The organism is Microvirga arabica (assembly GCF_016811235.1).
Lineage (GTDB): Bacteria > Pseudomonadota > Alphaproteobacteria > Rhizobiales > Beijerinckiaceae > Microvirga > Microvirga arabica.
Genome location: NZ_JAFBID010000026.1, coordinates 32461 through 58853, shown reverse-complemented (window position 1 = coordinate 58853; position 26393 = coordinate 32461). Strand labels below are relative to the sequence as shown.

Here is a 26393-nt window from a genome sequence, read left to right as displayed (position 1 = left end):
ACGCCGGCTCTGATTTTTACTGTCGAGGCCCTTGGGGCCGGGGAATGCCGCGAGCAGCTGTTCCCTGCGGCCGGATCTGCGGCGTTGCAGGCCAGTGCCGCAGGATCCCTTCAGCAGTCGCCCTGGCATCCCGACCCCGATGCAGTCTGCGCAGCGGCGCGACCGAGACGGAAGAACGTCACGGCCTCTGCCGGTGCGTTGAGGTTGCCTGTCATGCGGCCCAGCATGCGCGGGAAGCGGAAGGCTGGCTGGGGCACCACATGCCCTCCCCCATGCACCACGTAGAGCGTGACGGTGGGCTCATGCTCCTTGGACCAGACAAGACGCTCGATCGGGGTCGCATCGTCCGGGTTCTGAGACGGCAGGCGTGCCACATCCGGACCCGTGGTGATGCCGTTGCGGCGGGCCAGTTCTGCACCGGTCTCCATAGCCGACAGGGCCATGCCGCGGCTTGCTAATCCGAACAGGGAAACCTCACCGCCATGAAATGGCACGATTGGGTCATCCGTCCCGCTCACCAGCATCACCCGTGCGGTGCGTCCTTCCAGTGGACACAGACTGTTGTCCGGAGCTGGGATGTTGGCGCCGGCTGTTGCCACGGCGGCGACCATGTCAGGTGTTTCGATGGCCAGCCGATGCGCCATCTGCCCCCCGCTCGAATAGCCGAAGGCGAAGACCTTGCGCGGATCGACACCCTTTTCCGATACGAACCGCTCGATCAAGACCCTGATGAAGCCGATGTCATCGACATTCTCCAACCGCGCCGGATAGGTGGCATCGCGGCGGCAATCGTTCCAGTTCTTCTTGTAACCATCCGGGTAGAGCACGACGAAGCCGTCACGATCCGCCAGCCGATCAAACTCGTAGCCCGTCCAGCGGCGCATCGTGGCGCCGTCCATGGCGGACCCGTGCAGCACGATAACGAGCGGCGATCCCGGAGGAAGGTTCGCCGGAACATAGGCGAGGTACGTTCGCTCCCGATCCCCAACCTGCACCGTCCGACGCTCGGCTGCGGCGCTTAGCGATGGCAGATACGGAGCCGGCGCATACCAGAGGTACCTATAAGCTGCCGTGCCGAGGATCAGAAGGCTGCCGAGAACGGCGGCAGCCCCTTTCATGATGCCTCGCATGGATCTCTCCATCGATGTTCGAGATCGGCCGCATTGCGCCTATGCTGCCTCGGCAACACCCTGGCACAGGAAGCCGACCGGCCGTGGCGCACCATCAAGGTAGTAGTGCTCGATGCTGCGGATCATGAAGCCGGCCTCGTCGAGGAGCTTCTGGACCGGACGGGTCAGATTGCACCCCACGGCGAGCCTGCGCCAGATCGGGTTGAGGCGGTGCTGCCAGGTGGCGACGCCCGCATCACTGGACAGACCATGCTCCAGGAACAGCACACGACCATTCGGCTTCAGCACACGGCGCACCTCGCGCAGCGCCTGAGCCGGATCGTCCACCGAGCACAGAGTATAGGTGATCACCGCCGTGTCGATGCTGTTGTCCGCGAGCGGCAGGGCCTCCGCCGGCGCCGGAATGACTTCCAGGGGAACCGGCGAGTGGCCGCGACGTTCCCGACCGAGCTTCAGGAAGTCCGATCCCGGATCGACGCCGATCACACGGGTGACGCGGTGCGGATCGTACAGCGGCAGGTTCAATCCCGGCCCAATGCCGATCTCCAGCACCACGCCGGAAGCCTGCGGCACGACTTTCTGGCGCTCGTTGGCAATAGCCTCCATCGAGCAGAGACAGCTGACGAAGCGCGGACCGATGTGACGTGCATAGAACCCCATGACGGAACCCTCCCGGGTTGAGGCTTGCAAGAATGACGCCCTGCTGAGGGATAACCTGCTTAATCGCTACACGCCGTGAGCCAGCGCACGTTGTGCGGCAGGTTCACTCCGCGGAGCAGACGGGTCTGCGGTCGTACCGGGCGACAAACCACACACTCTTTGAGCCCATCAAGCATAGAAGCTCAGTTCCGCCCCACGGCCTGAGCATGAGGCCTGCTTAATCCGCGCAGGCTCCAGCCGTCATTCCCTCTGAGGTGCGGAGCCGGACAATCACCTCGACGTCCGCGACCTGGCTGCGCGAGGAATAGAAGCAGAGGATCGAGCAGGCGTGTTTATTTCCGGCAGTGTGTTCCGCACACCCTCAGACGGGCGGATCAATGCTCGCGAAGGAGCGGCCGCCAACCGCGGATCTGTCTGTCCGAACAAAAGCGGGGCGGGTCGCTGAAAAGGCGCCAATACCCGATGCCGACCTTTGAGTTGACAGTCCAGAACCCCACCGGTTCAGGGATCTCCGGCGGCGTCTTGTCCTCGGTCATCCAAAGGATCACGGGCGTGCCGTCACGCGGCGCGGCGCTGATCGGGGACCAGCCCTGCCTCGGGTTCGTTCTCGACATGGCAGGCTGGATCCTACGGATTACTGCGACGTTTGTATGCCGCGTATCGATCCAACCTGCGGGTGGCTGAATGAGGGTTCCTGATCTTGAGCGTCGTGTCCGTGTCGAAGACAGCCAAGCCGAACTCGACCGGTTCGAGCACCAGGCCGCCTCTGTCCTGGCCTTCGCCTTGGCACTGTCGGTGTGAGCTATGCGATCCTGATGCAAGTCATGCTCTGAAGGCCCGGTTCACCCTTGGCGCCCGGACTGACTTCCAGGGTTGCCCGTCCAATCCTTGAGCCTGCCTTTCCGGTAAGCTATCGCGGTTCCTCCGAAGACCAGGGCACCACCTACACAACCGGCGATCAACTGCGGGATGAAATGCGGAAGAACGTCCGCGAAGGGAAGTTACGAGTGGTCATGCAGAACGTGGTAGGCCGTGGCCACCAGGATGCCCCCGGACACGGCCGCGATGGCTACGCTCCAAGTGTCGACTGACGCGGGCCTCATCGTGGTTCTTCCTTGTCAACGCGCGGCTTGCTCTCGCACACCGCGCGTTGATAAACCGGAAAGGTATCTCAGCGAACTACGACCCGTGGTCAGTACCGGTAGCCGTAGGACGGATAGGGCTGGTACCCGTATGACGCCCCACGCGGAGCCCGTCCGCCGCCACGGCATTTGCGCTCTTCCTTGTACTCGCCGTTGCGCTCCCATTTGCGCTCGACCTTGCAGCGGCCGTCGTCGTACTCCTCCTTGAACGCACGACGCTCGCGACGGGGACGCTCAAAGTTATATCCTCGGCGTGGGCCGTCGTAGCCGCGCTCATAGCCGCCACGCCAGCGACCGTGGCCGCTCTCGTCCTTCCAAGGATCGGCCGAGGCGCCGCCCGCCCATCCCACAAGGATCAGGCTCATCGCGGCAGTCCAACCAAGTACCCTCATGACATAACTCCTGACGCTCTCTGGGAGCGAACGTGGGCTCGTATGGAAGGTTGCATTATCGGGTCCTCGCCGAACCCCAACCGAACGGACAAGGATTCGCCCGACCCACTCTCCTACAGAACCGGAATGGGCGACCCAAACGGGCCGCCCACCCTTATCCCGGGAACAGGCGCTCCTTAGCGGATGACCTGCACGACCTTGCGGCTGCTCGGCTCGACGAGCACGGGGGTGTTGTTCACGACCGTATAGCGGTAGCCCTTCACCTTGTACTCTGCCGGCACCTCGTAATAGGTCACACCGGATTCAGGCAGGACCGCGCCGACGCGAACCTCCTCACGATAGGTGTAGGACGGCACCTTCTGCGTGGTCACGTACTGACGGAACTGCGGTTGCTGCTGATCGGCAAGGCCGCCCACGATGGCGCCCGTCACGCCACCGACGGCCGCACCCACTGGACCGCCAACAATAGCGCCGCCAACAGCACCAGTCGTAGCACCGGCCGCGGCGCCGCCGGACTGGGCAAAGGCGGCCGCCGGGGCGAGCGAAGCAAGGACGGCACCGGCGAGAAGGATCTTCATCGACATGGATAAACTCCTGGATCTATCGCGGGCTTGCTGCCCGTTGTAGATCAAACGCGTTTCATCCGAAGTCGTTTCAAATAAAACTATTCCATACATCAATCTAAAGTCTTGTTAACCAAGGTGAATGCAACATGAACGGAATATATCTTAAAAGCGGATACTCAAGCGTACGCTTGGCCCAAGGAACTTCGATTGTCTACACCGAGACTGGAAGTCCCGCACTAAGCCAGCGCTGCGGCAGCGGAGGCCCTTGATCTGCCACGCTTGTCTTCGGCACAAGGCGCCTGGCCCAGCGCAACGCGAATCGCGGCTCCGGGTTGTTAAGGCGTAGCAGTGGAAAGCCGAGGATCGTGACCGCACCCAGCCCAACTTCGGATGAGCCTTCCGGACCCAAGCCGCAGAGGGACATCCTGTCGTTGGCCGAGCCCGTTCCGCCCCCAGCCCCATCCCGCTTCGAACGGCTGGCCTCACGCGTGGCCCCGGCCAGTCGGAAGGTCGTGTCGGAAGGCAGGCGCTTCGCCGGGTTGGTTGCGGCACGGACCCGCCTCATCGCCGGGACGAGCGCCCGCTTGGCTCGGGCCGCGGCAAGCCGCACGGCGGCAGCCCTTGGGCCGTTGCGCGAGCCGATCATCCGGAGCGCGAAGCGTGCCGGCACCGGAGCGCGCCGCACCCTGTCACGCATCCGGCTGTGGCACGCCCTGATCGTCGCCGGCAGCGTCGCCGCCCTGCTGGTCCTGATTGTCGGCTACAGCATCGCGACCCTGCCCCTGGACGGCGGCTTACAGGTCGATCCCACCCCGAGCGCCTTGATTGTCGAGGCGGATGGCGGTGAGACGTTTGCGACCCGGGGGGGTGTTCAAGGGCACCAAGGTCACGGCCGCCGACGTGCCGACCCACCTCGCCCAGGCCATCGTGGCCATCGAGGATCGTCGCTTCTACAGCCATCTTGGCGTTGATCCATTGGGCATCCTGCGGGCAGCCTGGCGCAACTGGCAGGCGGGCGGCACCCGTGAGGGCGGCAGCACCGTCACGCAGCAGTTGGCGCGCCTCATGTTCCTGTCGCCGGACCAGAACCTGCGGCGCAAGATTCAGGAGGCCGTCATCGCCCTCTGGCTGGAGAGCCAGCTCAGCAAGGAAGAGATCCTGCTGCGCTACCTGAACACGGCCTATTTCGGCTCCGGCGCCTACGGGGTCGATGCAGCCGCTCGGCGCTACTTCGCCAAGCCGACGAAGGAACTGTCCCTGGCTGAAGCCGCCATGCTCGCCGGCCTCGTCCGGGCACCGTCTCAGCTTGCCCCCACCCGCAACCTCGGAGGGGCCAAGGAACGGGCCGACACCGTCCTCCAGGCCATGGTGGACACCGGGGCGATCACGGCGGATCAGGCGGAGGCGGCCCGTGCCGAGCCCGTGAACCTGCGGGTACCACCCGAGACGCCGCCCGGCACCAACTACTTCGTCGACACGGCAGCCGCTGACGTGCGCCGCCTGCTTGGCGGCGCCTCGGGCGACCTGACGCTGCGCACCACGCTCGACCTGGAGCTCCAGCGGCTCGCCGAGGGCGTCATCGAGCGCCGGCTCGACGCCGAGGGACGGCAGAAGAACGTCTCGCAGGCAGCCCTGGTCGCGCTCTCACCCGACGGCGCGATCCGTGCCCTCGTTGGCGGCCGGGACTACGAGGCGAGCCAGTTCAACCGTGCCACGCAGGCACGACGTCAGGCGGGGTCGCTGTTCAAGCTGTTCGTCTATCTCGCCGCGATACAGAAGGGCTACGATCCGCAGTCCATGGTCGTCGACCGCCCGACGCAGATCGGTGACTGGGAGCCGCAGAACGCCAACGGCCGCTTCCGCGGTCCCGTGAGCCTGCGCAACGCCTTCGCACAATCGATCAACACGGTTGCGGCCCAACTCGCCGACGAGGTCGGCATCCCGGCAGTGATCGAGACGGCGAAGCGCCTGGGCGTCCAGTCCGAGTTGCCGGCGGTGCCGAGCCTGGCACTCGGGTCGGCCGAGGTGACCCTGCTGGAGATGACCCGCGCCTATGCGGCTGTGGCCACTGGCAACCTGGCCCTTGAGCCGTACACGGTCCGCTCGATCCAGGGCTCAACCCAGCAGGCCCTGTTTACCCGCCCGGGCGCAGCACCCCGCGCCGAGGGCTTGGGTGCGAGCCGGGCGGCGATGCTCGACCTCTTGCAGGCGGTGGTGCGGGACGGCACGGGCAAGGCGGCGCGGCTGCCGAATGTGCTGGCGGGCGGCAAGACGGGCACCACGCAGGAATACCGGGATGCCTGGTTCGTCGGCTTCACGCCCGACCTGATCGTCGGGGTCTGGGTCGGCAACGACGACAACGCGCCGATGAACAAGGTGGTGGGCGGCGACCTGCCCGCGCAGATCTGGCATGACTTTCTGACTCGCGCCGCACCTCTGCTCGCCAAGGACAAGCAGCAAGCTCCGACTGCGCAAGTGGCACGCGCAGATCCGGAGGGGGCTGCTCCCCCTGCCCCGGAGGGCGCCGTCCTGCGCGGGGCTCCGGAGGTGATGGACACCGGAACTCTCGTGATCCGCGGCACGATGGTTCGCCTGGAAGGCATTCAGGGCGAGCGCGGCACCCTGGCCCGGCAGCTCGCCCGTTTCCTGCGTCGGCGGGAGGTGATCTGCGCCCCAAGCGACACTCCCGGCCTCCAGCGCTGCCGGATCGGGAACTACAACCTCTCGGCCATCATCCTGGCCGCCGGCGGAGGCCGAGCAACGCCAGATGCGTCAGAGGAGCTACAGGCGGCCGAGGACCAGGCGCGCTCCGCCCGTCTCGGAGTATGGCGGCGCGGGCGATGAAGGCCAGACGTGCTCCTTGGCTAGTTGGTACGCCACTCTCCGAGCGAACTGTTGGCAGCCTCAGGAGTTGGCTCGCTACCGCTCCGATCAGGATGGATTGCGTGTCCTGACCTCCTCTGCCGGAGAGGACTGGTCCCTCGCTGGCGTCCTGTTCTGCCGCACCATGAGGCTCTCGTCTGCATGGACGACTTCAACCGCACGCAGATGCCAAAAGAGGAATGTGTCGGCCCAGGAGCTTGGATGGATTCTACGTGCGATGCCGAGCGTCCCGGGGATATTCCTGACCGCGGCTGGTTTGATGTTCTCGCCAGACTGGCGCATTCCCTCGGCCGCGACGGCATGTGGCTCAGATCGGCTGGTGTTGCCTTCTGTGCCATCTTCGCCGCCATCCCAGGCGCATCCGCTTCTGTTTCCCTTTTCGGACTGCTGGCCAGCCCGGAGGCAGTGCATCGCCCCATTGAGATGCTGAGCGGTCTCGTACCTGGTAGTGCGACCACGTTCCTGGCCGATCAGATGCAAGCGGTTGCCCAGACCTCCCGAACCCAACTCGGGGCCGGCCTCGGTGGCGCCGTGCTCGCGGCGCTCTGGGGCGCGTGGTCCGGGGCTTCCGGCCTAATCGCTGCCCTCAACATCGCCTACCGGGAGGAGGAAGCCAGACCCTTCTTCAGGCGAGCTCGCGATGCGCTGATCGTTGCCCTCGCTGCCGGCGTGTTCATGGTGTTGGCCTTTGCCCTTCTCACACTGCTCCCTCTGGTTTTGGAGCGACTGCCGCTGGATCCAGCGGTGCGAACCGTGGCCTCCTTCGCCCGCTGGCCGGCCCTTGCCCTGCTGTGCATCACCGCCCTTGGGATGCTCTACCGCTTTGCTCCCTGCCGGCGGGCTGCCAAGTGGCGCTGGGTCAGCCCCGGCGCGGCGGTTGGGACAGCCTTGTGGCTGGTGTGCTCCACCGGGTTCTCCTTCTACGTCTCGCACTTTCCCTCGTACAACCAGACGCTCGGGCTGCTCGGGACCATCATGATGCTGCTGACGTGGTCGTATCTGAGCGCCTTTGCCGTGCTGCTTGGCGCCGAATTGAACGCCGAGTTGGAGCGGCAAACCTCCCGGGACACAACCACCGGACCGGTCCGGCGCCTGGGCGAGCGTGGCGCCGCTGTCGCTGACACGAAGATCTAAGCCGTGGAAGGGCGAAGGTGAGAAGCCCATTGCAGAAGGCGAGCCGCTTGGAACATCTCGCAAGTCGACACGTTCGCCCGCACGGCTGGGCATTGGCGGCGAGGCTCCCATGGACGAGGATCAGACACCCAATGGCGTTACCTTCCTGGAGATAGAAATGCCGGAAAGCTGTGGGCCCGCCCCTGTTCCTGGCAAGCTCGGGCCTGTCGAGTTGGATTGGATCGGGCGTGAGTTGCGCGAATACTATGACAATGTCCTGTGCGAACCGGTTCCGGCGAGGCTCTTGGCCCTGCTGGATCAGAGCCTCGCCTGGAGGACATTTCATTGACCCTGGATCTGGCGCTGCGTGATGAAATCCTGGCGTCGGTTCCGAGCCTACGCGCTTTTGCGATGTCGCTCACGGGCCACCCCGACCGTGCTGACGATCTCGTTCAGGACACGCTGGTGCGGGCTGTGTCCAACATCCATCGCTTCGAGGTAGGCACGAACCTCAACGCTTGGCTGTTCACGATCCTGCGCAACCTCTTTCATTCCGAGTACCGCAAGAGAAGGCGTGAGATCGAGGATGCGGATGGATCCTACGCGGCCCGTCTCTCGGCTCCGCCTGAGCAGGGCGCCAGGCTCGACTTCGCGGACTTCCGCAAGGCTCTGGCGCATATCCCCGTCGACCAGCGGGAGGCTCTGCTTCTGGTAGGAGCCGAAGGCTTGTCTTATGAGGAAGCGGCGGAGGTATGCGGAGTGGCGGTGGGCACGATCAAGAGCCGGGTCAACCGGGCGCGGATCAGGCTCGCCCAGGTGCTTGCCGTCAAGCAAGGCGAGGAGTTCGCGCCGGATCCGACGATCAGAGCCGCCCTACAAGGTACATCTAAGGCTTAGGTGAGCAGCCGGGTGCCAATCCATAAAATAGCCACGGTTGAACGACCAAGCTCTGGCCATGCGGTTTCAGTTCCCTTGAGCCGCATCGGCCCTGGTTGAGGCTCCAACCCGATTCTCTCAGCCAGGGCCATTGGCGCCCTAAGCCGGAGGTCACGCAGGGACCCCTCGGTTAGGGCGTTCTCCTCACCGCAGCAACTCCCGATGCGGAGTTCGCGATCAGGAATAAAGGCTCACCCCGTTTGCTCAGTTGCGGTTCGGTCGGGACAACCTAGTTTGGCTGGTGTGGCATCGCCCCCCTACACGCCACAGACGCCCCGGCTGAAGACCTCGTTATGCTTCTCACCGGGGCGTTTCCTTATGCACCATCAGTGGTCCGCATCGAAACGGGACCGAAGTCAGGCCGCGGTAGGGCAGGATCACCTCGGTATCATGTTCCGCAACTCGCCAGCCAGTCAGGCGGCTAGCGGATGCTGCACCGGCCATTCCTCCGCTGCTTCGATTGAAACAGGGGCTTCCACCTCTATCTCCTCCGCGAGCATTCCGACCGAAAGTCCTGCATCGTGAACTTCACGCGCCAAACTGAAGCACTCATCGCCGTTAAGCAGGACACCTACAGGTCCAGGCGCCCCTAGGCTGGAACAGCCGGTGCACAGCTTCCTTGATGACGGAGAGAAGGGCGCTCTGTTGCGCAGTCGGGACTGGTCGACCACTCCCCTCGGCTCCCTTGAAACGTGGCCACAAGCGCTCCGCACGGTGGTGAGCCTGATACTGACCTCCAAGTTCCCGATGTTCGTCGCCTGGGGACCGGAGCTCGCGCTCCTTTACAACGATGAGTACGCGTCAATCCTGGGCTCAAAGCACCCGCATGCCCTGGGCCGTCCCTTCCAGGAGGTCTGGCCGGAGATTTGGGACCACATCGAGCCGCTTGTCATCAGGGCCATGGCCGGAGAGGCCACGTTCCACGAGAACCTGCATCTCGTCATGGAGCGTCACGGCTTTCCGGAGGACACGTGGTACACCTCTTCCTACTCGCCTGTCCGCGATGACAGCGGCGCCATTGCTGGGATGTTCTGCGCCTGCACCGAGACTACGGAGAAGGTGCAGGCGGATCACAGAGCCAGATTTCATGTCGAGCTGAGCGAGCGGCTTGCCACCCTGTCTGAGCCGTGTGCCATCGCCCTGGCGGCAGCACGGGCGCTCGGCAGCCACATCAACGCAGACCGCACTGGATACGGCGAGATCAATGCGACGGAGCAGGTCGTGGCGGTCGAGCAGGACTGGACGCGGGACGCATCCGTGGCGAGCCTCGCCGGTGAGGCTCGCATTCTCGACGCATTCGGCCCCGCCGTGATCGCGGAGCTGAGGGCCGGGCGCACGCTCATCGTTGAGGACTGCTTGGCTGATCCGCGAGTTGGCCAAGATCACGCAGCAACATGGGCAAGCATTGGCTGTCGCTCCCTGATCGTGGCACCCCTCATCAAGGAGGGGCGGTTTCGGGCCATCCTCTATGTGCACGAGGCGAGGCCTCGTCATTGGACGGCTACCGAGATCATGCTCGTCGAGCGCGTCGCCCATCGTACATGGGATGCCGTCGAGCGCGCCCGCATCGAAAAGGACCTGCGGGACAGGGAAGCGGCCCTGCGGCAGAACGAGCAGCGGCTGCGCGCCACCTACGAGCACGTGTTCGCCGGCATTGGTGAAGTCGACCGAAGCGGGCGCTTCCTGCGCGTCAACGAGCGCCTGTGCACCATCACCGGATACAGCCGGGAGGAGCTCCTCGGACGAACCTTTTGGGACCTGACCCATCTGGATGACCGCGAGGTGGACCTGGAGCGGTTCTCGCACCTGATGTTGGCGAAGTCAGACACGTACACGGTCGAGAAGCGCTACATCCACAAGGATGGCCATGAGGTGTGGGTGGAAGTCGCGGCCTCTCGGGTCGATGATCCCTCCGGGGAGCCGCTCTACGGCATCAGCGTGATCCAGGACATCAGCGAGCGCAAGAAAGCCGAGGAGCACCAGCGGCTGCTCATCAACGAGCTGAACCACCGGGTGAAGAACACGCTGGCGACGGTACAATCCATCGCAACACAGACGCTGCGCGGGTCTGAGACACCCTTGGAGGTCCGTGAGGCACTGGAGAGCCGCCTGTTCGCGCTCTCCCGCGCTCACAACGTGCTCACCCGGGAGAGCTGGGAAGGCGCTCTGCTGCACGAGATTGTTGGTGATGTCATCGAACCCTACGGCAACGGGCGGGAGGGGCGGATCCGCGTCCAAGGAGGCCGGGTCCACCTCGTACCGAGGATGGCTCTCGCGCTTTCAATGGCCGTTCATGAGCTAGCCACGAATGCGGTCAAGTACGGAGCGCTCTCAAACGCAGCCGGGGAGGTTCACCTGAGCTGGATGGTGGATCACACGAAGAGCCCGCCTCTTCTGCTTCTGCGCTGGCAGGAGACTGGCGGCCCGAGGGTCACCCGTCCCACAAGGAAAGGGTTCGGGTCGCGCCTGATCGAGCGCAGCCTGGCTCATGACCTGAATGGCGAGGTTGGGATTGAGTACGCTCCGACAGGCCTGATCTGCTCGGTCGAGGCTCCGCTCCCCACATCGATGCTTTGACCCTTCCCTTCCGAAGCGCGTGATGTGGATTATTGCTGCTTTCCCATACCCACGCGAGGGAACAGATCCCTTTCCTTCAACCCCCGTCAACGGTGAGCAGTGTCCCAATCAGACGTACGAGTGTCTCAGGATGGACGGGCTTGCCGATGAACAAGGCTCCCTCCGGCAGGTCACCCGGCTTCGGTGCGGCGCGCCCAGAGGCGATCAGCACCCCAATGTCCCGGCGGCTGGCGCGAACCTGGCGGGCCAGCTCGAACCCGTTGATGCTGCCGCGCGGCATCTCCACGTCCGTGACCATGGCTTGGATGTCCCAGACAGCCTTCAGGACTCGCAGGGCCTCGTCGGCATGAACTGCTTCGATCACCTTGAAGCCGGCATCCTCCAGCACGTCAACGAGCGTCATCCGGACGAGTGCCTCGTCCTCGACAACGAGAATACGGGGTCGGTGATCAGATTTAGATTTAGGCATACCCGACGAAAGAGAGATCAACAGCCTTTGTTCCTAATGCCAAGACGTGAAACAATGCCGGTCATCTAGGCAGACCTTGGCTAAGGTCACCTCTTGACGAGAAGCAAGTTTAATGTGGTGGGGACCCATTGACCGCCTGCTGAGAGACCACTTGCGCGTCCCTGACGGAACCAGACCCAACCACCGAGCTTTTCCAGCCTTGCAGTAAGACAGCCCCGACGGGCATCTGAGCAGGAGGCATGATGCCCAAGAGGAGCGACGGCCCAAGCCTTGAACTGAAGCGCATGCACGAGTACCAGCGGGCGCTCGCCGCCTTCGGCCGTGTGGCGTCTGAGGTTCTGCCGCGAGAGAGGCTGTTGCACTACGTCACGGCCCAGGTCTCCCGTGTCACCCACATCAAGCACGTGAAAGTGCTGTGCTACCGTCCGGATCACGGTGACCTGCTGATGGTGGCAGGGGTGGGCTGGAAACCTGGCGTGGTGGGCCAGACGAGCTTTGCCCTCGACAATGCCTCACCTCCAGGCCGGACGATGCAGACGGCTGCTCCGGTGATCGTCGAGGACCTGCCGAATGACCCTGAGTTCCGCATGCACCCGAGCCTGCGCGACCATGGCATCGTCTCGATCCTGAACGTGCCGGTGCGGATCGACGGCCGCACCTGGGGTGTGCTCGAAGTCGATGCGGAGGAACCACGCTCCTTTGACGAAGGCGACGTGACCTTCCTGTCCACCATGGCCAATATTCTAGGCGTTGCCCTGCTGCGGTTGGAGACTGAGACCAAGGCGGCCGAGGCTGCGGCTGCTCATGGACGGGAGAAGTCCTTTGCCGACGTGGTCCTGCGCGAGTTCCAGCACCGCGTGAAGAACAACCTTCAGACCATCATCTCGTTTCTGGCCCTGCAACGGCGGCACGCTTCGACACAGGAGGACCGGGACCGTTTCGTGAGTGTTATGGACCGGGTGCATGCGATTGCCCTGGCTCAGGATCAGCTCTCGTTCGACATGGGCATCAGCAACGTGGAATTCGGCGATTACCTGCGGGCCCTATGTGCCAACATCGACCCGCAGCGGGAGACCGTGAGCATCGAGGTTGAGGCCGAGCGCGGAGCGCTGCTTCCTCTGGACCGGGCCGTGGCAGCCGGGCTGATCGTCAACGAGCTGGTCACCAACTCCCTGAAGTACGCTTTCGACGAGGACGGTGGCATCATCCGGGTCAGCTTCACGACACAGTCCGAACTCGGCGAGGCCTGCCTTGTGGTCGAAGACAACGGGCGCGGCATGGGACCGCCGCGCAAGGGCGGGCTCGGCCTTCAGCTCATCGACGCCTTCACCAACCAGCTCGATGGTCAGGTGGAGAGGGAGCCGATTGAGAAGGGCACCCGCACCAGTGTCAGGTTCCCTCTGCCGCTATGATCGCACTCCCCTACACTCACGTACTCAGGTGCTAGCTGAACACCTGTTTGCCATACCACAGCGTCATTTACGCTGCCGTGAATTTCCGGATTGGCATCTCGATGCGGAAAGTCCGGAACGGGTCAGAAATTCGCATTCCGGCGACTGAAACAACGTCGGCTTGCGAACGCCGAAGCGGACCAAACGCTTACATCTCAGGAGTGCCATTTTGAGACCTTCCGAGGATAGAGGCTGTTGCGGGCTATATCCGTCAATGGCTTACGACAAGAACTTCGGGTAGGGCCATTGATGGAATGCGGCGAGCGGATCAGGGGTTTCCCTTACTTTGGCTGATGGATCAGGGCATGGTAGGAAACTTTGGCAGTTAAAGTGCAGATTCCTCACCGTGGTTGGGTCGACGGGAACATCCTTCCAAGCCGGTCAAAACAAAAACAGGTTCCTGGGGCAAGAGAGATGAAGACCTATTGCGAGTTCACGTTCGATGCCGCTCACTCGGTGGCTCCCTATTCCGGGCTGCATGGACATACCTTCATCGTCAAGCTCACCTTCGGCGGGCCCGTCGACGAGGTCTATGGCTGGCCGGTCAATCTCTACGACGTCGAGAACTACATCAAGGAGATCAAGGGCGAGCATGGGTCGGGCCTCGATCACGGCAATCTCGACCTCAACCCCGCCATCGGCGTCGCCTCGCTGGAGAACGTCACCAAATATGTCTGGAAGCTGGTGAAGGAACGCTTCCCCGGCCTCGAGGAAGTGGAGCTCAAGCGCGGCATGTCCGGCTCCCAGGAAGGCTGCATCTATCGCGGTGAGGCCGAGGCCCGCATGGGTTTGGCAGCCTAGCCCGTTGGGCGCTTCAGGATGGCATGACCGCCACAGCGCCACCTCAGGCAGGAAAGCGGTTCATCCGGAACAGCGGCTCAGAGCGCCGCTTGGTGTGGCTGGGTTTCTCCCTGCCACTCCGGGAGAGGAAAGGCACGGTCGTAGGCCCAGTTGAACACAAGGGCGTAGACCATGTAGGCCCCGGCAAAGGCAACATCCATGACAAGGGCGTGCACGAGGCCTACCTCAAGGTACCACGCGATGACGGGCATCAGCAGGGCCAGCAGCGCCAGTTCGAACACAACAGCATGCAGGATGCGCAGCGGAAGGCTCTTGTGCGTTCCGCCCCTCAGGCGCTGCAGCGCTGCATCAAAGGCCAGATTGTAGATGTAGGTCCAAACCGTCGCGATGATCGCACAGGCTACACCCACCACGCCCACATCAGCCACTGGCATGCCGAAGGCCCACGCGCCGAGCGGCGAGATCAGGGCAAGGCCGCCGAGTTCGAAGCTGATGGCGTGACGGATGCGATCCCCAGTTGAACGCATGATCAAGAAGCCTCAAGGGAGAAGGGCGGACTGAGCCGCTTGGGTATGATGGACCTCTTATGGCCCTGCCCGGTCGAGGGTCGCGCATTCCTGCACGAACTCGCTCTTGAGCGCGGTGTCGCTGGCCAACTCGCCCCAGTAGTAGGTGTTGACCATGCGGCTGCGGTGGCTGGCGCGGACCCCGCGCTGGGTCTTGCACATGTGCACGGCGCTGATGCGCACGGCCAGCCCACGGGGAGCGGTCATGTCCATGATGTACTGCCCGATCTGCTTGACCAGTTCCTCCTGGATCTGAAACCGGGAGGCAAAATACTCCACAATGCGATCGTACTTGGACAGGCCGATGATCTTGCCATCGGCCGCCGGCAGGATGCCGATGTAAGCCTGGCCGTAGATTGGCATCAGGTGGTGGGCGCAGATGGAGCGCAGCTCAATTGGCCCGGTGATGATCAACTGATCGTAGGCCTGAGCGTTGTCGAACTCGGTGATCCTGGGCGGGGCGGTGAACCGGCCTTCCAGGAGTTCCTCAACATACATCTTGGCGACGCGCTGAGGCGTCTCGCGCGTGTTGTGGTCGTTCTGGTGATCGATGCGCAGGATATCGAACAGTTCCTCAATCTTCCGGGCAGCCGCCGCGGTCATCGCCTCACGCTCAGCCTCAGTCAGCGGCTGGTCGAGAGCTTCGTTGCACAGGCGAGCGAGGTTCAGATCACGCGAATGGAAGTTCATCATGGCCCCTGCGGATTTGTTCTGTGGTTAGTTTGAATGGCCGAAGAGGTGATTGGCCAGAAGGGCGAGCGTCAGCCCGGCTAGGATCAGGACCAGTATTAGGGTGATTTGGGTTACCTTTTCATGACGCGCCAGCCGGGCGTCGATAGCTTCCAGGCTTCGTTGCTTCGCCTGGTCATGTCTTGCCTTGTCAGTATCGTCATAGGCTTTCATCTATGCCCCCAAAGATGAATTTATTCTAATCATTTGCTCTACCAGTCTCATGCTGCCATGGGAAGATGATCCGGCAGAACGTGCGTCAAATTGCGCGTAATGGGGAATTGTGGAATGTAGAGCCACGGAATGGTCCGCTCAGGGTTATCCTCTGCCGATCCCCTGACCTCCAAGAACGTCCGGTGTTCCTCGCGAGAGCAGACTTTGGGTCTACTTCCGAGAGGTGCCAGTTGTGGACATTGCCCTTTGTTGGAGAATTCTTTCCCCCTTACACTCAGCCTGTCGGGTTCACTGACATGTTGGCCGAAATCAGGCGCTCTTTTCGGAACTGTCAGTGGGAGGGGACATTAAAGGTTCGTCCTGGTTTGGAGCTCCGAACGGAAGTGGTACCGATTGCCTCTGTCCAATGCACAAGACTATCCCGTCTGGGTCAACATCGGGATCTTCCTCGTGGCAGCCGTGCTCGTCTGGGGCGCCGGCACGCGTCTGACTCACTATCTGGATAACATCTCCCGCAAGACAGGCTGGGGGCAGGCTTTCGTGGGCATGCTGTTTCTCGGCGGCATCACCTCCCTGCCCGAGATCGCCAACACGCTGACATCGTCCTGGAGAAGGGGTCGTGCGCCAGCACCTCCTCCTGCATCCAGGCGCCGGCCTCGACCAGGGGCTTGGGCAACGCCACCACGGGCCAAGGTTCGCCATGCACGAGCTCGCCGATGCGCCGCTGCAGGGCCCTATAGCTGGGCGTCTCGGTCTCCCCGAGGAGAAAGGTGACCTCGCCCGGCAGATCGCTTCGCCGGTTCACCACGCGCTCGACCGCGTCGACCAGATCGTCGAGGTGCAGCGACGGCTGGCCATGCTCAGGATTACCGGCGAATAGGTAGCCCGTGGGCTGACGCTCGTAGATGCGGGCGATCTGCTGGGCAAGGAAGGCCGAGCGGCAGCGCTCGTCATAGACCCCGGCCGGCCGCAGGATCACGACCGGGATTAGGCCGTGCTCGGCCAGGACGAGCTGTTCGGTCTCGACCTTCGACTGCGGGTAGGCCCATTTGGGTTCGAGGGGCCAGTCCTCGGTGATCGGCCGGCCCGGCTGTGTGGGAGCGTGAACAAGCATCGTGCTGGCGAAGACGAACTGCTCGACGCGCTCGAATCCTTTCTGCAGCGCCTGCAGAAGGCGACGGGTGCCCTCGACTGTCACGCTCTGGTACTTGGCATCAGGCTCGCCCGAGAGATCATAGTAGGCCGCCAGATGGATCACCGAAGCGAGGCGCGCGCCGAACCGGCGGCGGATCTCACCTAAGGCATCGTGCACGCTGTCATCGGAGGTCAGGTCGACCAGAACCGTCTCGACGCCCTCCAAGGGCTTCTTCGGTTGGACGGTGTCGAGCCCGACCACCCGGTAGTGCCGGACCAAGCGCGCGGCTATGGCCTGCCCCAGAAAGCCGCTGGATCCGGTGATCAGGACGAGAGGATGCGGCATGAAGCCCTCCTTGCGACAGCCCAACGGGATCCCTCACTCGGCAGTGTCACCGTGGGCGCAGGTCTGCTCCAGGTAGGCGGCAAGGTCATAGCCGCCGAGGAGTTCCTCGGGCCGGATCGTCTGGTCGACCTCGATGGTGACGGTCTGTCCGCCGCCTAGCTAGCGTGAGCACGCGTGGTCTGGTGCAGGTCCAAGATCCGTCGAAGTTCCGCCGGAACGCATTGCAAAGGTCTGGCGTCATCGCTGTCCTCCCGCGAATCGAAGGCCGACGTCCCCGCTGCTGCAGGCCCGATTACAATCTTCTTGGTAGGCGACGGCACTCGGTCAAGAGGGCTCAGGATCTTCGCCTGCGCAGCCGAAGGCTCATCCAAGAGCTTTAAGGCTGCCAAAGGAGAGCGCTTACGCTGGCGCGATCAGGCTGAACAGGGCTGCATGGCACGCGCCATGTGGGCATGCCCGTTGCAGTCCCACAGAGTTTCCCATGCCGCCTGTCACCTTGTAGTTTGGGGCCAAGGTGCGGCCTACCCCAGGCGAGACGGGCAGGAGCCGGATCGCAGAACCCATCACGGCCCCTCCTCGTTGTCCTGGCAAGCGCTCCCATCCGGGCGCAATGCACCTCGAAGGAGGGTATCATGTTGAGACTGCAACTGGCCGCCGGCTTGGCGGCTACGGCCCTGATGGCCGGATCGGCCTTGGCGCAGACGAGCCCGGCCCCGACGCAGCCCGCCGGCTCCGGGCAGATCATCACCCAGATGACGCCGGACCTGATGCGCGGCTCGCAATTGATGGGCGTCGATGTGTACGGCGCCGACAACCAGAAGATCGGCGATGTCGATGAGGTGCTGGTCGGCAAGGACGGCAAGATCCAGGCCATCGTCGGCGTCGTCGGCGGGTTCCTTGGCCTTGGCGAGAAGGACATCGCCATTCCCTATGGCCAGGTGCAGTGGATGGCCGACAACCAAGCCCAGGCCGCCGGTGCCGGTGGCTATGGAACCAACACCGCCGGCGGTGTAGCTACTCCAGCGAGCCCGGGCGGCGCGCCTCCAGCAGGCCAGCCGACCACGACGGGCAGCACCGGCACGGCGGGCACCGCCACCACGGCCGGCGCAGGTGCCGATGACGGCGGGCCGGACCGGGCCATGGTGAAGATGACCAAGGCCGACCTGCAGGACGCCCCTGCGTTCCGCTACAGCGAGAATGAACCAAACCGGCCAGGGGCTGCCGGCAACACCAATCCACCGCCGCAGTCCGCCAGCCCTCCTGGCAACACACCGCCGACGGCACCGCGGCAGTAAGGCGGGAGCGAGAGACGGTGCGAGATCCTGCGGGCCGCACCGTTGATCCCTCTTCAGGCGAGCCGCAGAAACTGAGAGTGTGAATCAGCATCGAATACGGACCCTTGAGCCGACTGACGTTACGCGCATGACGTGGCTGGTGAATTCGTAGCGTCGATAGGGTCATTATCGGCGCCGATCGTGACCCGTCAGATTTCCATTTTGTGTCGCTAAATCCAGGCGTTGCGCTTTCCTTGGGAGGGGGCAAAGCTTCGATGCCGATTCATAGTCAAGGTCCACCTACCATCCTGTGGAGTTGCGGCGACGGATAGCGCATCACTCGAGAGCGAGCGCCCTGCGGACATCGTTCGCTACTGGTTCCAAATGCCTCCGGGTCCGCCTTCGATCGCCCGGTGCACGGACGAGCGCCTCGGCCGCAATACGGCGCAAGGGGTAGGAAGTCGTTTCACCTCGCTTCAGGTTTCCCAATCCTGCCCTGCCCTCGCGCGGACAACACCCGATAGACGGACAGCCCAAGGGCACCAAGGCCGGCCACAGGCATGATCCAGGCATCCGGTGAGCCCATGGTCCACAGGGTCGCTCCGCTGAGCGCGCACCAGATCAGCGGAATGACCATGAGCCCCAACCGAGGCTGCTCGTCCACGGTCAGCAGGATGCCAAGCGTGGCAAGCACAGTGGGATCCGGTGCGATGCCAAAGATCTCGGCCTGCTTCCAGTCGCGACCGACAAGCGAGCCAATCAGCGGCTGCACCACTAGCGCAAACACAAACAGCCCTACTCCGGTCCGGCCGATCCAATCTTTATACGGCTGAATCGAGAGCCGGCTGCGAATGACGCCTGCCCAGATGAGCAGCAGTGCCTCGGTAACAAAGCCGATGGCGAAGTAGCGCGCCGCCCAGTTGATCGTGTCGTAATGCTCCACAAGGTAAGCCCAAGCCGTCCAAAGCCAGCCGGCCGCAAGGATCACGGTGACCACTGAGCCTTGCAAGCCACCAGCACGATGCAGCCGCCACAGGATGACAAGGCCGAGCAGCAGCGCCAGGATCTGCGCCGGCCAGATTGCCCGGTTGTAGAGCTCGAACAGACGTTAATAGGTACGGGCCGAAAACAGCAGGAAATCCGATGGCGTGTAGGACAGCCAGTCCGCCATCAGAGAGCCTCGACATAAGCGATCATGCGGGCCCGCAGCGCGGCATCCGGCAGGCGCCCGCTGGCCGCTGCCATGTTCTCGCTCACATGATCCACCCGGGTCGTCGCCGGGATGGCGCAGGTCACGGCCGGGTGTGAGACGATGAACTTCAGGATGAACTGCGCCCAGCTTCTCGCATCGATCTCGGCCGCCCAAGGCGGGAGCGGGTGGCGTTCCAGGCGGTCAAGCAGGGCACCCTGCTGGAATGGCCGGTTGACGATCACCCCGATGCCGCGCTCGGCCGCCAGGGGCAGAATGCGCTCTTCGACCTCACGATCGAGGATGTTGTAGGTCACCTGAATGAAGTCGAGCGGATGCTGACGCATGATGCTCTCGAACTCGCGGTGCCGGCGTCCTTCCGAGGTGGTGATCCCAACATAGCGCACCTCGCCGACCGCCTTCATGGCGAGGAGCGTCCTGAGGTGGGTCTCCCAGGACAGGAGATTGTGGACCTGCAGCAGGTCGAAGCGAGGAACCCTCCAGTGGCGGCGTGACGCCTCGATCTGGCTTGGACCGGCTGAACCAGACGAAGTCCAGACCTTGTCGGCCGAGAACAGGCGGGGCGAAGGACCGAGCTTCTGTAGGCCATAGCCGACCACCTCCTGCGATGAGCCGTACATGGGCGAGGAGTCGATCAGGCGCCCGCCGGCCGCGAAGAATGCCCGCATAATCTCGGCGCAGCTGTCCCGTGCTTCGGCGTCGCGCCCGACATTGAACGTGATCCAGGTGCCGAGTCCGACCAGGGGCAACGCCTCCCCAGTCGAAGGAATGGCTCGCGTGAGAACCGGACCCGGCTGTGCAACCCCGGTCAGGGGCCACATCATGGCAGTAGCACTGGTTGCCGCCAAGGCACGGAGGAGACCGCGGCGGCTGAGGGGGTGTGATGGCTCCATCGAAAGTACTCCCGGTCTCTCCCGGCTGCCTGACCAGTCACCCTTGTGTGCCCTGGGCGCCGCAGCCGTGCATTAGGTTTGAACACATTATCTCGACAGGCTCATCACAGTCTGCTCGATATCGGAACCTTAGCCGTTCTTGACCGTCATCCCTGTGCAGTGTCCTAACCCGGACCTGAACAACGCCGGAGGCTGATCGATGCACAGAGCCATCTCACCCTTGTTTGCACTGCTCGGCGGCATCGTCCTTGCTGGTCCTGCAGTGGCTGAAGTGTCGATCGTGGTCGACAAGACCGCCCAGCGCATGACCGTGTCTGTCAATGGAGAACAGCGCTACTCCTGACCCGTGTCGACGGGCACGGCCGACTACTCGACGCCGACCGGCACCTTCACGCCGTCACGGCTGGCCAGGGTGCACGACTCACGGGAATGGGACAACGCACCCATGCCGCACTCGATCTTCTTCACCGAGGCGGGCCATGCCATTCACGGCAGCCGTGCCACGACCCACCTCGGGAGCCCGGCCTCGTATGGCTGCGTGCGGCTGGCGCCCAGGCACGCGAGCCTCCTGTTTGATCTCGTCAGGGTGGAGGGAGCCGAGAACACGCGGGTCGAGATCACCGGGATGGATCCGATTGGCACCGGAATGGCGGGTGGGTCTGGCGCGGGAGGTGACTACAGCCGCCTGACCAGCTTCGACCCGCTGTCCGTCGGGATCATGGCCGGCGGTAGCGTGCGTCGCTCCCGATCGGAAATCAGCAGACCTCCGTAAGATGGCTCGTCCGCTGTCACCGGCGGCGATACCGAGAGGGGTCACTCCCCAGATCGGCAGATGCCTGTCCAGCGCGCTCCGGCTCAGGATCGTCTCGCGCAAGACGCAAAGCCCTCACCGGTTGTTAACCCTGCTTCACAACAAACCCCTATGACCGGGAGCCTCGATCGACTGGAGGGGTTTGCTCAGCAGTCAGGCTCTCAAGGATGATCTCATGATCAGGACCGCTCTGCGCCTCATGTCTTTCGCTGCGTTATTGCTGATTTCAGCATGGCAGCCCGCCGCGGCTGCCAGTTTCGACTGCTCCAAGGCTGAAGCGGCGGACGAGAAAGCCATCTGCGCTGATCACCAGCTGAACGATGCGGACGTCGAGATGGCTGTCCTCTACACCCAGCTCAAGCCCTTGCTTGGCATGGGCGCCCGCGGTGACATGGAGGATGAGCAGGCCGCCTGGCTCGAGCGGCGAGCAGCCTGCGGGGCCGACCGAGCCTGCTTAGGCAAGGTATATCAGGAGCGCGTTCAGCAGCTGAGAGGCGGCTTCGACGCTCTAGCGAAGCGTAGTCCCTTCTGACTGCAGCTATTGGGGGACGCCCCAGCAGGATCGTGCTCATCACCGTCCCGTCACACTCGGGCTGCATGAGCCCCTTCTCCGTTTGATAGGGAGCCCCTCGATGACCACGCCGCGGTTTACGAAAGAGGAGATCACGGCACGAGCCCGGCAACTCGCCGATGAGCAGGGACCTGGCTGGGACGCGATCATAGCCGAGGAGCAGGTTGGCAAGGACACGGCCGAGCTCCGCTACTGGCGAGAGCTGGCTCTGAAGGAGCTTGAGGCCGAGGAGCCGACGGTTCTGGAGGTCGAGGCCAGCACGCCCAAGACCGTGGGGCTGGACTAAAATTTCCGATAGTTCCCGTTCCATTAGGATCAGGGTTCGCCGTCCTTTTTTCAGCGCCCGTTATCCTCCTTTACCGATAGTAGAAGTAGCCCCTTCTTCCATCTAGAAGTCACGCTTTATCTTGACCGTGGTTGTCCTTTTTCGCGCTCGCACCTGCCCGCCAATCAACCTCAGCCGCCACCTCAGACCAAAATCGGAAACCCTGCTCGCTTCCCCTCGCGCGGCAATAGAAGGCCTGCTGCCGGGCCCGGGCGTAAGCCGCTCTACCTTCGTACGAGATCAGACACACAGCCTCGTATTCAATGGCCGTAAGACCGTCTTGAGGTCGGCCCCTGGAGAAACGGGCAAGCGAGTTGCGGATATAGCGGATCAGGCGGCTCATCACGCTCAGTATGGGCACCTGATACTGCGGGTCAATCGAAGGTCAGAGTACCAACACTTAACGATGATCGAGCGGGTTCCGTTGGGGATCGTGCGCCGGGCGCGCAATTGGGGAGGGATCGGCACCAACGGCCAAGAGCCGGCCGAGGTTTTCGCCGACGAGCTCGAGGCAGGCCTGACTCTTGAAGCTATCGCTCAGGCAAAGCGGCGACGCGGATATCAGGATTTGTAATGCAGACGTAAAAGACCCTGCCCGTTGCGGGGCAGGGTCAGTTTCTCCTCGCCTTCGGAGCCGTCCGAAGAACAGAACCAGTAGGGCACGCGCTACGCACCGTGTCAAATGCATGAATTGTTAACACTGCGGTAAGCATAATCGCGGCTTGGGTCCCATCAAGCGGGGCCTAAACCGGAGTGGTGTTGCATCTTTGTCATAGCCATTCTTCCCCGCCTCTCCATAATCTGCCTTAAGATCTCCTCCTCCAAAGGATTCGTCTTCATGAAAACCCGTCTTCTCGGCCTGCTGGCCGCCACGGCCCTCGTCACCATCGGCATCTCCGCCGCTTCTGCTGCCGACCTGCCGCTGCGCGCTGCTCCTCCGGCTCCGGTGTTCGCTCCTGTTCCGGTCTTCACCTGGACCGGCTTCTACGTCGGTGGTCAGGTCGGCTATGGCTGGAATGCCAACGACAACGACATCGTGCTTCCGGGCGGCTTCGTCGTGGAGAGCGGCGACTTCGGCGACGAAGGTGATGGCTTCCTCGCAGGCGTCCACGCTGGCTACAACGTTCAGCTCGGCTCGTTCGTGGTCGGCGTCGAAGGCGACATCGAAGGCGTCTTCGGCGATGACGATGATGAAGACGTTGTGATCACCCGCGATGGCGTCGTGTTCACGAACTACGGCTTTGCTGGCAACGCTCTCGACTGGCAGGGCTCGATCCGCGCTCGCGCCGGTTTCGCGTTTGATCGCGCGTTGATCTACGCGACCGGTGGTTTTGCCTTCGCGGGCCTCTCGGACGGCTTCGGCATCGTCGGTGACGATGACGACACGCTGACCGGCTGGACGCTTGGCGCTGGTGTGGAATATGCGTTCACCAACAACCTGACCACCCGCCTCGAGTACCGTTACACCAGCTTTGATGGTGGTAGCAACGTGTTCAACGATGTTGATCTCGGCGACAACGAAATCGAGTTCCACACGGTTCGCGTGGGCCTGAGCTACAAGTTCGGCACCTACTAAGATCTCTCTTTCACAGAGACAGAAAAGGCCCGGGGAAACCCCGGGCCTTTTTCGTTTGAGGCACAAAATAGGCAGGCGCCCGCCTGGCGAGCTTACACGAAGTGCCACCACAGCAACTTCATGATCCAGGACTAGAAGAGCAGAAGGCTTAGCAAAAGGATCAGATACACTTTACGCATAGAACCTTTCTTCGTAAGGGCGGGAGATCTTCCCTCAGCTTTCACTTATGCCCTTTGAAGATCACTTGTTCCGATGAACCTCAGCAAAGAACCTTGCTACAGCAAGCACGGGCGATGCCTTGCAGGTTCTGCAATCTGCTCCCGACATTCAGGCCGTTGTCACCGACTGGAGATGCCCAGGGGCAGCATCAACGGCTTCGAACTGGCACGAAGGGTGCGGGCGGATCCGCGGGACATCGGCATTCTGATCGTGTCGGGGCGGGTTGCTCCCAGTCAGAAGGAGTTTGCCGGAAGGGGCTTTGTTCATCGGCAAGCCGGTTGATCCTGATACCCTCGTCAGGCTCCTCAACAGCTTGCTCCACTCAGCTTAAGTGCGTAAAGGCGAAGCTCGCTTACATCGTTATAAGGCGAGAGCGGAAAGCGTTTAGACGACCGCGATCTCGCACGGACTCTCGTCCAAGGCAGTGTGCAGGATCTCGCTGAACCGATGCTGGTCGAACGGCTTCTGCAAGATTGGGCAGGATTTGAAGCGCTCGGGCAAAACCGACGAGCCATAGCCTGTGGCGAAGATCACCGGGATCCCTCTGCTGCACAGCACATCGGCAACCGGATAAGACTGAACGCCACCAATGTTGATGTCCACGATCGCGGCGTCGAGGTCCGCCTCACGGGCGAGTTGCAGGGCTGGATCGAGCCGTGAGGCAGGTCCGACAATCTCAATGCCGAGATTGGACAGCATGTCCTCCATCAGGATCGAGATTGCCGCCTCGTCCTCAACAATGAGAACCCGGCACTTCTGCGCTTGTGTCATGCCCTGCCCCCAGTAACCTGCTGTGTGGTTTTAGGAAATGATGCAAACCTGCTCAGATGATGTCAAGAACAAAGAAGGAACCTTGGCAGTAACGAGCGACCCAGGTTCCAGCGACAGAGGTGCGCATGATCTGCCAGGGTGCACTGAAGCCTCTCTTATCTGGCGAGTTCCACCGCTGGAGAGTGAGCGGCCAGTCCAAAATGCTGGGATGCCCACATAGCCGCCTGGGTGCGATTGGCAGCTTTGGCCTTGCGCAGGATCGCCTTGATGTGCACCTTAACCGTGGCCTCAGCCAGACCAAGCTCCCGTGCGATGAGCTTGTTCGAGGCTCCCGTTGTGAGACATTTCAGGATCTGAGCTTCGCGATCCGAGAACTTACCGGCTAGTGCTGCAGGGTCATTCGCCGGGCCCATTGTCGGCGGCTGCGGGGCAGACGGCTGGTTGAGAAGGGCGAGGCTAACCGAGATCGGCAAGAATCTCTCACCCAGCATCACCAATTCCAGTGCCTTGCACATGGCAGGTGGGGACATTCCGGATGGGCACAGACCATCGAGCCCAGCAGCGCATAATTCCCGAACTGTCCAAGGATCGAGGTTGTCGCCCAGTGCGACCACGCGAGCACCAGGATACTGCGCCTTCAGCTGTCGGATCGTCTCAACGGAGCCCTCGTGTGAAAGGCTATCGCAGAGGATGACGAGATCCGGCACCTCGTGCCCGCTAGACTTGTCGTCTGCCACCGTGAACCGCGTCCCGTCGAGAATGCGGCTGACACCTGTGCGAAGCAGCGTGTTCTGGCAGATCAGGTAGGTTGCTATAGAAGGTTGAGCGCGCTGGGCCAGAGTCGAGGGCTGTGCCCTGTCGGCGAGATCGTGGTCCATCTTCCGGGTACCCCTTGCTCTTGTCAGACCGCCTCGGCGTCAAAGCATTCCCGTTCCACCTGCCGTGAGCAGGCAGATCCGTCGGGCCAGAGAGCCCTGTGGATCGGAGGTGCTGAAGCTTGAGCGTGTCGGCGCATTAACCACGCTACTACATGGAAGTTCCCGAAAGGGTGTGCCCCTCGGGATTAATCAGACGGAGTAGGTGCCCATTCCCCTGCGCAAAGGCGGTCAAGCTGGAACCCGCCTACCCCTTAAGGGTTAGTCAGGTGAAGGATTGTTCACCTACACCTTCCAACTGGGCCCCCGATTTGCCATCGGCGGGCCCTTTCTTCGACAGGCGTTCTGTCGCCAAAGTCAGGCAAAACGGCAGGTGAAGGCTGAGAGGGTCACAATTGCGCAGCATCCTGGGCCGCCTTCAGGCGTGACTTCCTCGTCCGGACGTTAGGAGTATGCGGCAACGATTCCACCAGCTCCCCGAAGGTCTTGAGATCCATCTCAGCCACCTCAAGAAGCCTCGCAATGGTCTGGGTTGAGGGCCAGCGCTCCCGTCCGTCAGGGCCGATCCGCTTGGAGACGTTGAGCGTGGTCGGATCCAGACCACATTTGCGGGCAAGTCCTGAGGCGGTCAGGTCGCAGTTTTCCGCAACCGTATCGATCGCTTGCCAAATCTTCCTATGAGTAAGCATCATCAAAATCCGCACGCCACAGCCGGCTAATGGCCGGCGGACCCGAGTTAGTCCAGGAAGCTTTTCCGGAGATTGCGCCCGGATTACGACATCTGGCGTCCCCGCATGGT

General features: G+C 62.7%; 31 protein-coding genes and 1 pseudogene. 17 read left to right on the top strand and 15 right to left on the bottom strand.

The features are described from left to right. Nucleotides 1–110 precede the first annotated feature (110 nt). The 5 genes from JQC81_RS14995 to JQC81_RS14975 form a co-directional block, all read right to left on the bottom strand. Nucleotides 111–1130, bottom strand: coding sequence for a CE1 family esterase (locus tag JQC81_RS14995; RefSeq protein WP_203272603.1), 1020 nt, complete (start codon nucleotides 1128–1130; stop codon nucleotides 111–113). A gap of 39 nt (nucleotides 1131–1169) precedes the next feature. Continuing rightward, a complete protein-coding gene (locus JQC81_RS14990) occupies nucleotides 1170–1790 on the bottom strand; it encodes a class I SAM-dependent methyltransferase (RefSeq protein WP_203272602.1) in 621 nt (206 codons plus the stop codon). A 374-nt stretch (nucleotides 1791–2164) separates the two neighbouring features. Continuing rightward, the gene (locus JQC81_RS14985) at nucleotides 2165–2404 is read right to left on the bottom strand and encodes a hypothetical protein (RefSeq protein ID WP_203272601.1); all 240 of its coding nucleotides are present in this window, start codon (nucleotides 2402–2404) and stop codon (nucleotides 2165–2167) included. A gap of 578 nt (nucleotides 2405–2982) precedes the next feature. Then, a complete protein-coding gene (locus tag JQC81_RS14980) occupies nucleotides 2983–3324 on the bottom strand; it encodes a hypothetical protein (RefSeq protein WP_203272600.1) in 342 nt (113 codons plus the stop codon). Between the two features lie 176 nt (nucleotides 3325–3500). Continuing rightward, nucleotides 3501–3908 carry a DUF1236 domain-containing protein gene (locus JQC81_RS14975; RefSeq protein ID WP_203272599.1) on the bottom strand — a complete coding sequence of 136 codons (408 nt, stop codon included), beginning with the start codon at nucleotides 3906–3908 and terminating at the stop codon, nucleotides 3501–3503. Between the two features lie 347 nt (nucleotides 3909–4255). Here JQC81_RS14975 and JQC81_RS34135 point away from each other — a divergent pair, with 347 nt between their 5' ends. The 6 genes from JQC81_RS34135 (at nucleotide 4256) to JQC81_RS14950 (ending at nucleotide 11399) form a co-directional block, all read left to right on the top strand. Further along, nucleotides 4256–4861 carry a hypothetical protein gene (locus JQC81_RS34135; RefSeq protein ID WP_312887522.1) on the top strand — a complete coding sequence of 202 codons (606 nt, stop codon included), beginning with the start codon at nucleotides 4256–4258 and terminating at the stop codon, nucleotides 4859–4861. Beyond that, a complete protein-coding gene (locus JQC81_RS14970; RefSeq protein WP_312887523.1) occupies nucleotides 4743–6734 on the top strand; it encodes a PBP1A family penicillin-binding protein in 1992 nt (663 codons plus the stop codon). Before JQC81_RS34135 ends, JQC81_RS14970 begins: the two co-directional genes overlap by 119 nt. 240 nt (nucleotides 6735–6974) lie before the next feature. Beyond that, nucleotides 6975–7907, top strand: a complete 933-nt coding sequence (locus tag JQC81_RS14965; protein ID WP_203272598.1) for a YihY/virulence factor BrkB family protein — start codon at nucleotides 6975–6977, stop codon at nucleotides 7905–7907. Nucleotides 7908–8016: 109 nt separating this feature from the next. After that, nucleotides 8017–8235, top strand: coding sequence for a NepR family anti-sigma factor (locus JQC81_RS14960; RefSeq protein ID WP_203272597.1), 219 nt, complete (start codon nucleotides 8017–8019; stop codon nucleotides 8233–8235). Further along, entirely contained in the window at nucleotides 8232–8783 is a 552-nt protein-coding gene (locus JQC81_RS14955) for a sigma-70 family RNA polymerase sigma factor (RefSeq protein WP_203272596.1), read from the top strand. Before JQC81_RS14960 ends, JQC81_RS14955 begins: the two co-directional genes overlap by 4 nt. Nucleotides 8784–9428: 645 nt before the next feature. Next, on the top strand, nucleotides 9429–11399 hold the full coding sequence (locus JQC81_RS14950; RefSeq protein WP_203272595.1) for a PAS domain-containing HWE histidine kinase family protein: 1971 nt from the start codon (nucleotides 9429–9431) through the stop codon (nucleotides 11397–11399). A gap of 76 nt (nucleotides 11400–11475) precedes the next feature. On the opposite strand, the gene JQC81_RS14945 is transcribed toward JQC81_RS14950, so the two are convergent. Further along, on the bottom strand, nucleotides 11476–11868 hold the full coding sequence (locus JQC81_RS14945) for a response regulator (RefSeq protein WP_203272615.1): 393 nt from the start codon (nucleotides 11866–11868) through the stop codon (nucleotides 11476–11478). A gap of 242 nt (nucleotides 11869–12110) precedes the next feature. Here JQC81_RS14945 and JQC81_RS14940 point away from each other — a divergent pair, with 242 nt between their 5' ends. Both JQC81_RS14940 and JQC81_RS14935 read left to right on the top strand, forming a co-directional pair. Continuing rightward, entirely contained in the window at nucleotides 12111–13280 is a 1170-nt protein-coding gene (locus JQC81_RS14940; protein ID WP_203272594.1) for a sensor histidine kinase, read from the top strand. A 453-nt stretch (nucleotides 13281–13733) separates the two neighbouring features. Beyond that, nucleotides 13734–14120, top strand: coding sequence for a 6-carboxytetrahydropterin synthase (locus JQC81_RS14935; RefSeq protein ID WP_203272593.1), 387 nt, complete (start codon nucleotides 13734–13736; stop codon nucleotides 14118–14120). 77 nt (nucleotides 14121–14197) lie between these two features. On the opposite strand, the gene JQC81_RS14930 is transcribed toward JQC81_RS14935, so the two are convergent. From JQC81_RS14930 to JQC81_RS14920, 3 genes are read right to left on the bottom strand one after another with little or no spacing between them, the layout of a single operon-like run. After that, nucleotides 14198–14647 (bottom strand): PACE efflux transporter, encoded by a 450-nt coding sequence (locus JQC81_RS14930; protein WP_203272592.1) that lies wholly within the window; start codon nucleotides 14645–14647, stop codon nucleotides 14198–14200. A 57-nt stretch (nucleotides 14648–14704) separates the two neighbouring features. Beyond that, nucleotides 14705–15376 (bottom strand): GTP cyclohydrolase I, encoded by a 672-nt coding sequence (gene folE / locus JQC81_RS14925; protein ID WP_210347173.1) that lies wholly within the window; start codon nucleotides 15374–15376, stop codon nucleotides 14705–14707. A gap of 27 nt (nucleotides 15377–15403) precedes the next feature. Next, on the bottom strand, nucleotides 15404–15589 hold the full coding sequence (locus tag JQC81_RS14920) for a hypothetical protein (RefSeq protein WP_203272590.1): 186 nt from the start codon (nucleotides 15587–15589) through the stop codon (nucleotides 15404–15406). Nucleotides 15590–16039: 450 nt separating this feature from the next. On the opposite strand from JQC81_RS14920, the pseudogene JQC81_RS34130 reads away from it, so the two are divergent. Continuing rightward, nucleotides 16040–16141, top strand: a pseudogene (locus JQC81_RS34130) (hypothetical protein); the annotation flags it as partial. A 13-nt stretch (nucleotides 16142–16154) separates the two neighbouring features. Here JQC81_RS34130 and JQC81_RS14910 read toward each other — a convergent pair. Beyond that, complete coding sequence (locus tag JQC81_RS14910) at nucleotides 16155–17069, bottom strand: NAD-dependent epimerase/dehydratase family protein (protein WP_203272589.1); 915 nt, start codon at nucleotides 17067–17069, stop codon at nucleotides 16155–16157. Between JQC81_RS14910 and JQC81_RS14905 the strand changes: the two genes are divergently transcribed. Both JQC81_RS14905 and JQC81_RS14900 read left to right on the top strand, forming a co-directional pair. Then, nucleotides 17061–17228, top strand: a complete 168-nt coding sequence (locus tag JQC81_RS14905) for a hypothetical protein (protein ID WP_203272588.1) — start codon at nucleotides 17061–17063, stop codon at nucleotides 17226–17228. The genes JQC81_RS14910 and JQC81_RS14905 overlap by 9 nt on opposite strands. Nucleotides 17229–17701: 473 nt before the next feature. Continuing rightward, nucleotides 17702–18364: a PRC-barrel domain-containing protein gene (locus JQC81_RS14900; protein ID WP_203272587.1), complete on the top strand. Its 663-nt coding sequence runs from the start codon at nucleotides 17702–17704 to the stop codon at nucleotides 18362–18364. Between the two features lie 445 nt (nucleotides 18365–18809). Here the strand turns inward: JQC81_RS14900 and JQC81_RS14895 are convergent, their stop codons facing one another. Both JQC81_RS14895 and JQC81_RS14890 read right to left on the bottom strand, forming a co-directional pair. Continuing rightward, nucleotides 18810–19448 (bottom strand): DUF6064 family protein, encoded by a 639-nt coding sequence (locus JQC81_RS14895; protein ID WP_281400284.1) that lies wholly within the window; start codon nucleotides 19446–19448, stop codon nucleotides 18810–18812. Between the two features lie 65 nt (nucleotides 19449–19513). Then, a complete protein-coding gene (locus JQC81_RS14890; RefSeq protein ID WP_376772408.1) occupies nucleotides 19514–20446 on the bottom strand; it encodes an aldo/keto reductase in 933 nt (310 codons plus the stop codon). A 199-nt stretch (nucleotides 20447–20645) separates the two neighbouring features. On the opposite strand from JQC81_RS14890, the gene JQC81_RS33150 reads away from it, so the two are divergent. The 6 genes from JQC81_RS33150 to JQC81_RS14865 all read left to right on the top strand — a co-directional run bounded on the left by JQC81_RS33150 (nucleotide 20646) and on the right by JQC81_RS14865 (nucleotide 23729). Further along, nucleotides 20646–20789 carry a hypothetical protein gene (locus JQC81_RS33150; protein ID WP_246520432.1) on the top strand — a complete coding sequence of 48 codons (144 nt, stop codon included), beginning with the start codon at nucleotides 20646–20648 and terminating at the stop codon, nucleotides 20787–20789. Between the two features lie 3 nt (nucleotides 20790–20792). Further along, nucleotides 20793–21218, top strand: a complete 426-nt coding sequence (locus JQC81_RS33145; protein WP_312887521.1) for a L,D-transpeptidase — start codon at nucleotides 20793–20795, stop codon at nucleotides 21216–21218. A gap of 214 nt (nucleotides 21219–21432) precedes the next feature. Beyond that, nucleotides 21433–21789, top strand: a complete 357-nt coding sequence (locus tag JQC81_RS14880; RefSeq protein ID WP_246520431.1) for a lysozyme inhibitor LprI family protein — start codon at nucleotides 21433–21435, stop codon at nucleotides 21787–21789. 100 nt (nucleotides 21790–21889) lie between these two features. After that, nucleotides 21890–22114: a hypothetical protein gene (locus tag JQC81_RS14875; RefSeq protein ID WP_203272585.1), complete on the top strand. Its 225-nt coding sequence runs from the start codon at nucleotides 21890–21892 to the stop codon at nucleotides 22112–22114. Nucleotides 22115–22559: 445 nt separating this feature from the next. Continuing rightward, nucleotides 22560–22727, top strand: coding sequence for a WGR domain-containing protein (locus JQC81_RS14870; protein WP_203272584.1), 168 nt, complete (start codon nucleotides 22560–22562; stop codon nucleotides 22725–22727). A 264-nt stretch (nucleotides 22728–22991) separates the two neighbouring features. After that, nucleotides 22992–23729, top strand: coding sequence for an outer membrane protein (locus JQC81_RS14865; protein ID WP_203272583.1), 738 nt, complete (start codon nucleotides 22992–22994; stop codon nucleotides 23727–23729). Nucleotides 23730–24332: 603 nt separating this feature from the next. Here the strand turns inward: JQC81_RS14865 and JQC81_RS14860 are convergent. From JQC81_RS14860 to JQC81_RS34350, 3 genes are all read right to left on the bottom strand, one after another. Continuing rightward, a complete protein-coding gene (locus JQC81_RS14860; RefSeq protein ID WP_203272582.1) occupies nucleotides 24333–24719 on the bottom strand; it encodes a response regulator in 387 nt (128 codons plus the stop codon). A 155-nt stretch (nucleotides 24720–24874) separates the two neighbouring features. Then, on the bottom strand, nucleotides 24875–25597 hold the full coding sequence (locus tag JQC81_RS14855) for a LuxR C-terminal-related transcriptional regulator (RefSeq protein ID WP_203272581.1): 723 nt from the start codon (nucleotides 25595–25597) through the stop codon (nucleotides 24875–24877). A 386-nt stretch (nucleotides 25598–25983) separates the two neighbouring features. Beyond that, entirely contained in the window at nucleotides 25984–26283 is a 300-nt protein-coding gene (locus JQC81_RS34350; protein ID WP_203272580.1) for a helix-turn-helix transcriptional regulator, read from the bottom strand. Nucleotides 26284–26393: the final 110 nt, after the last annotated feature.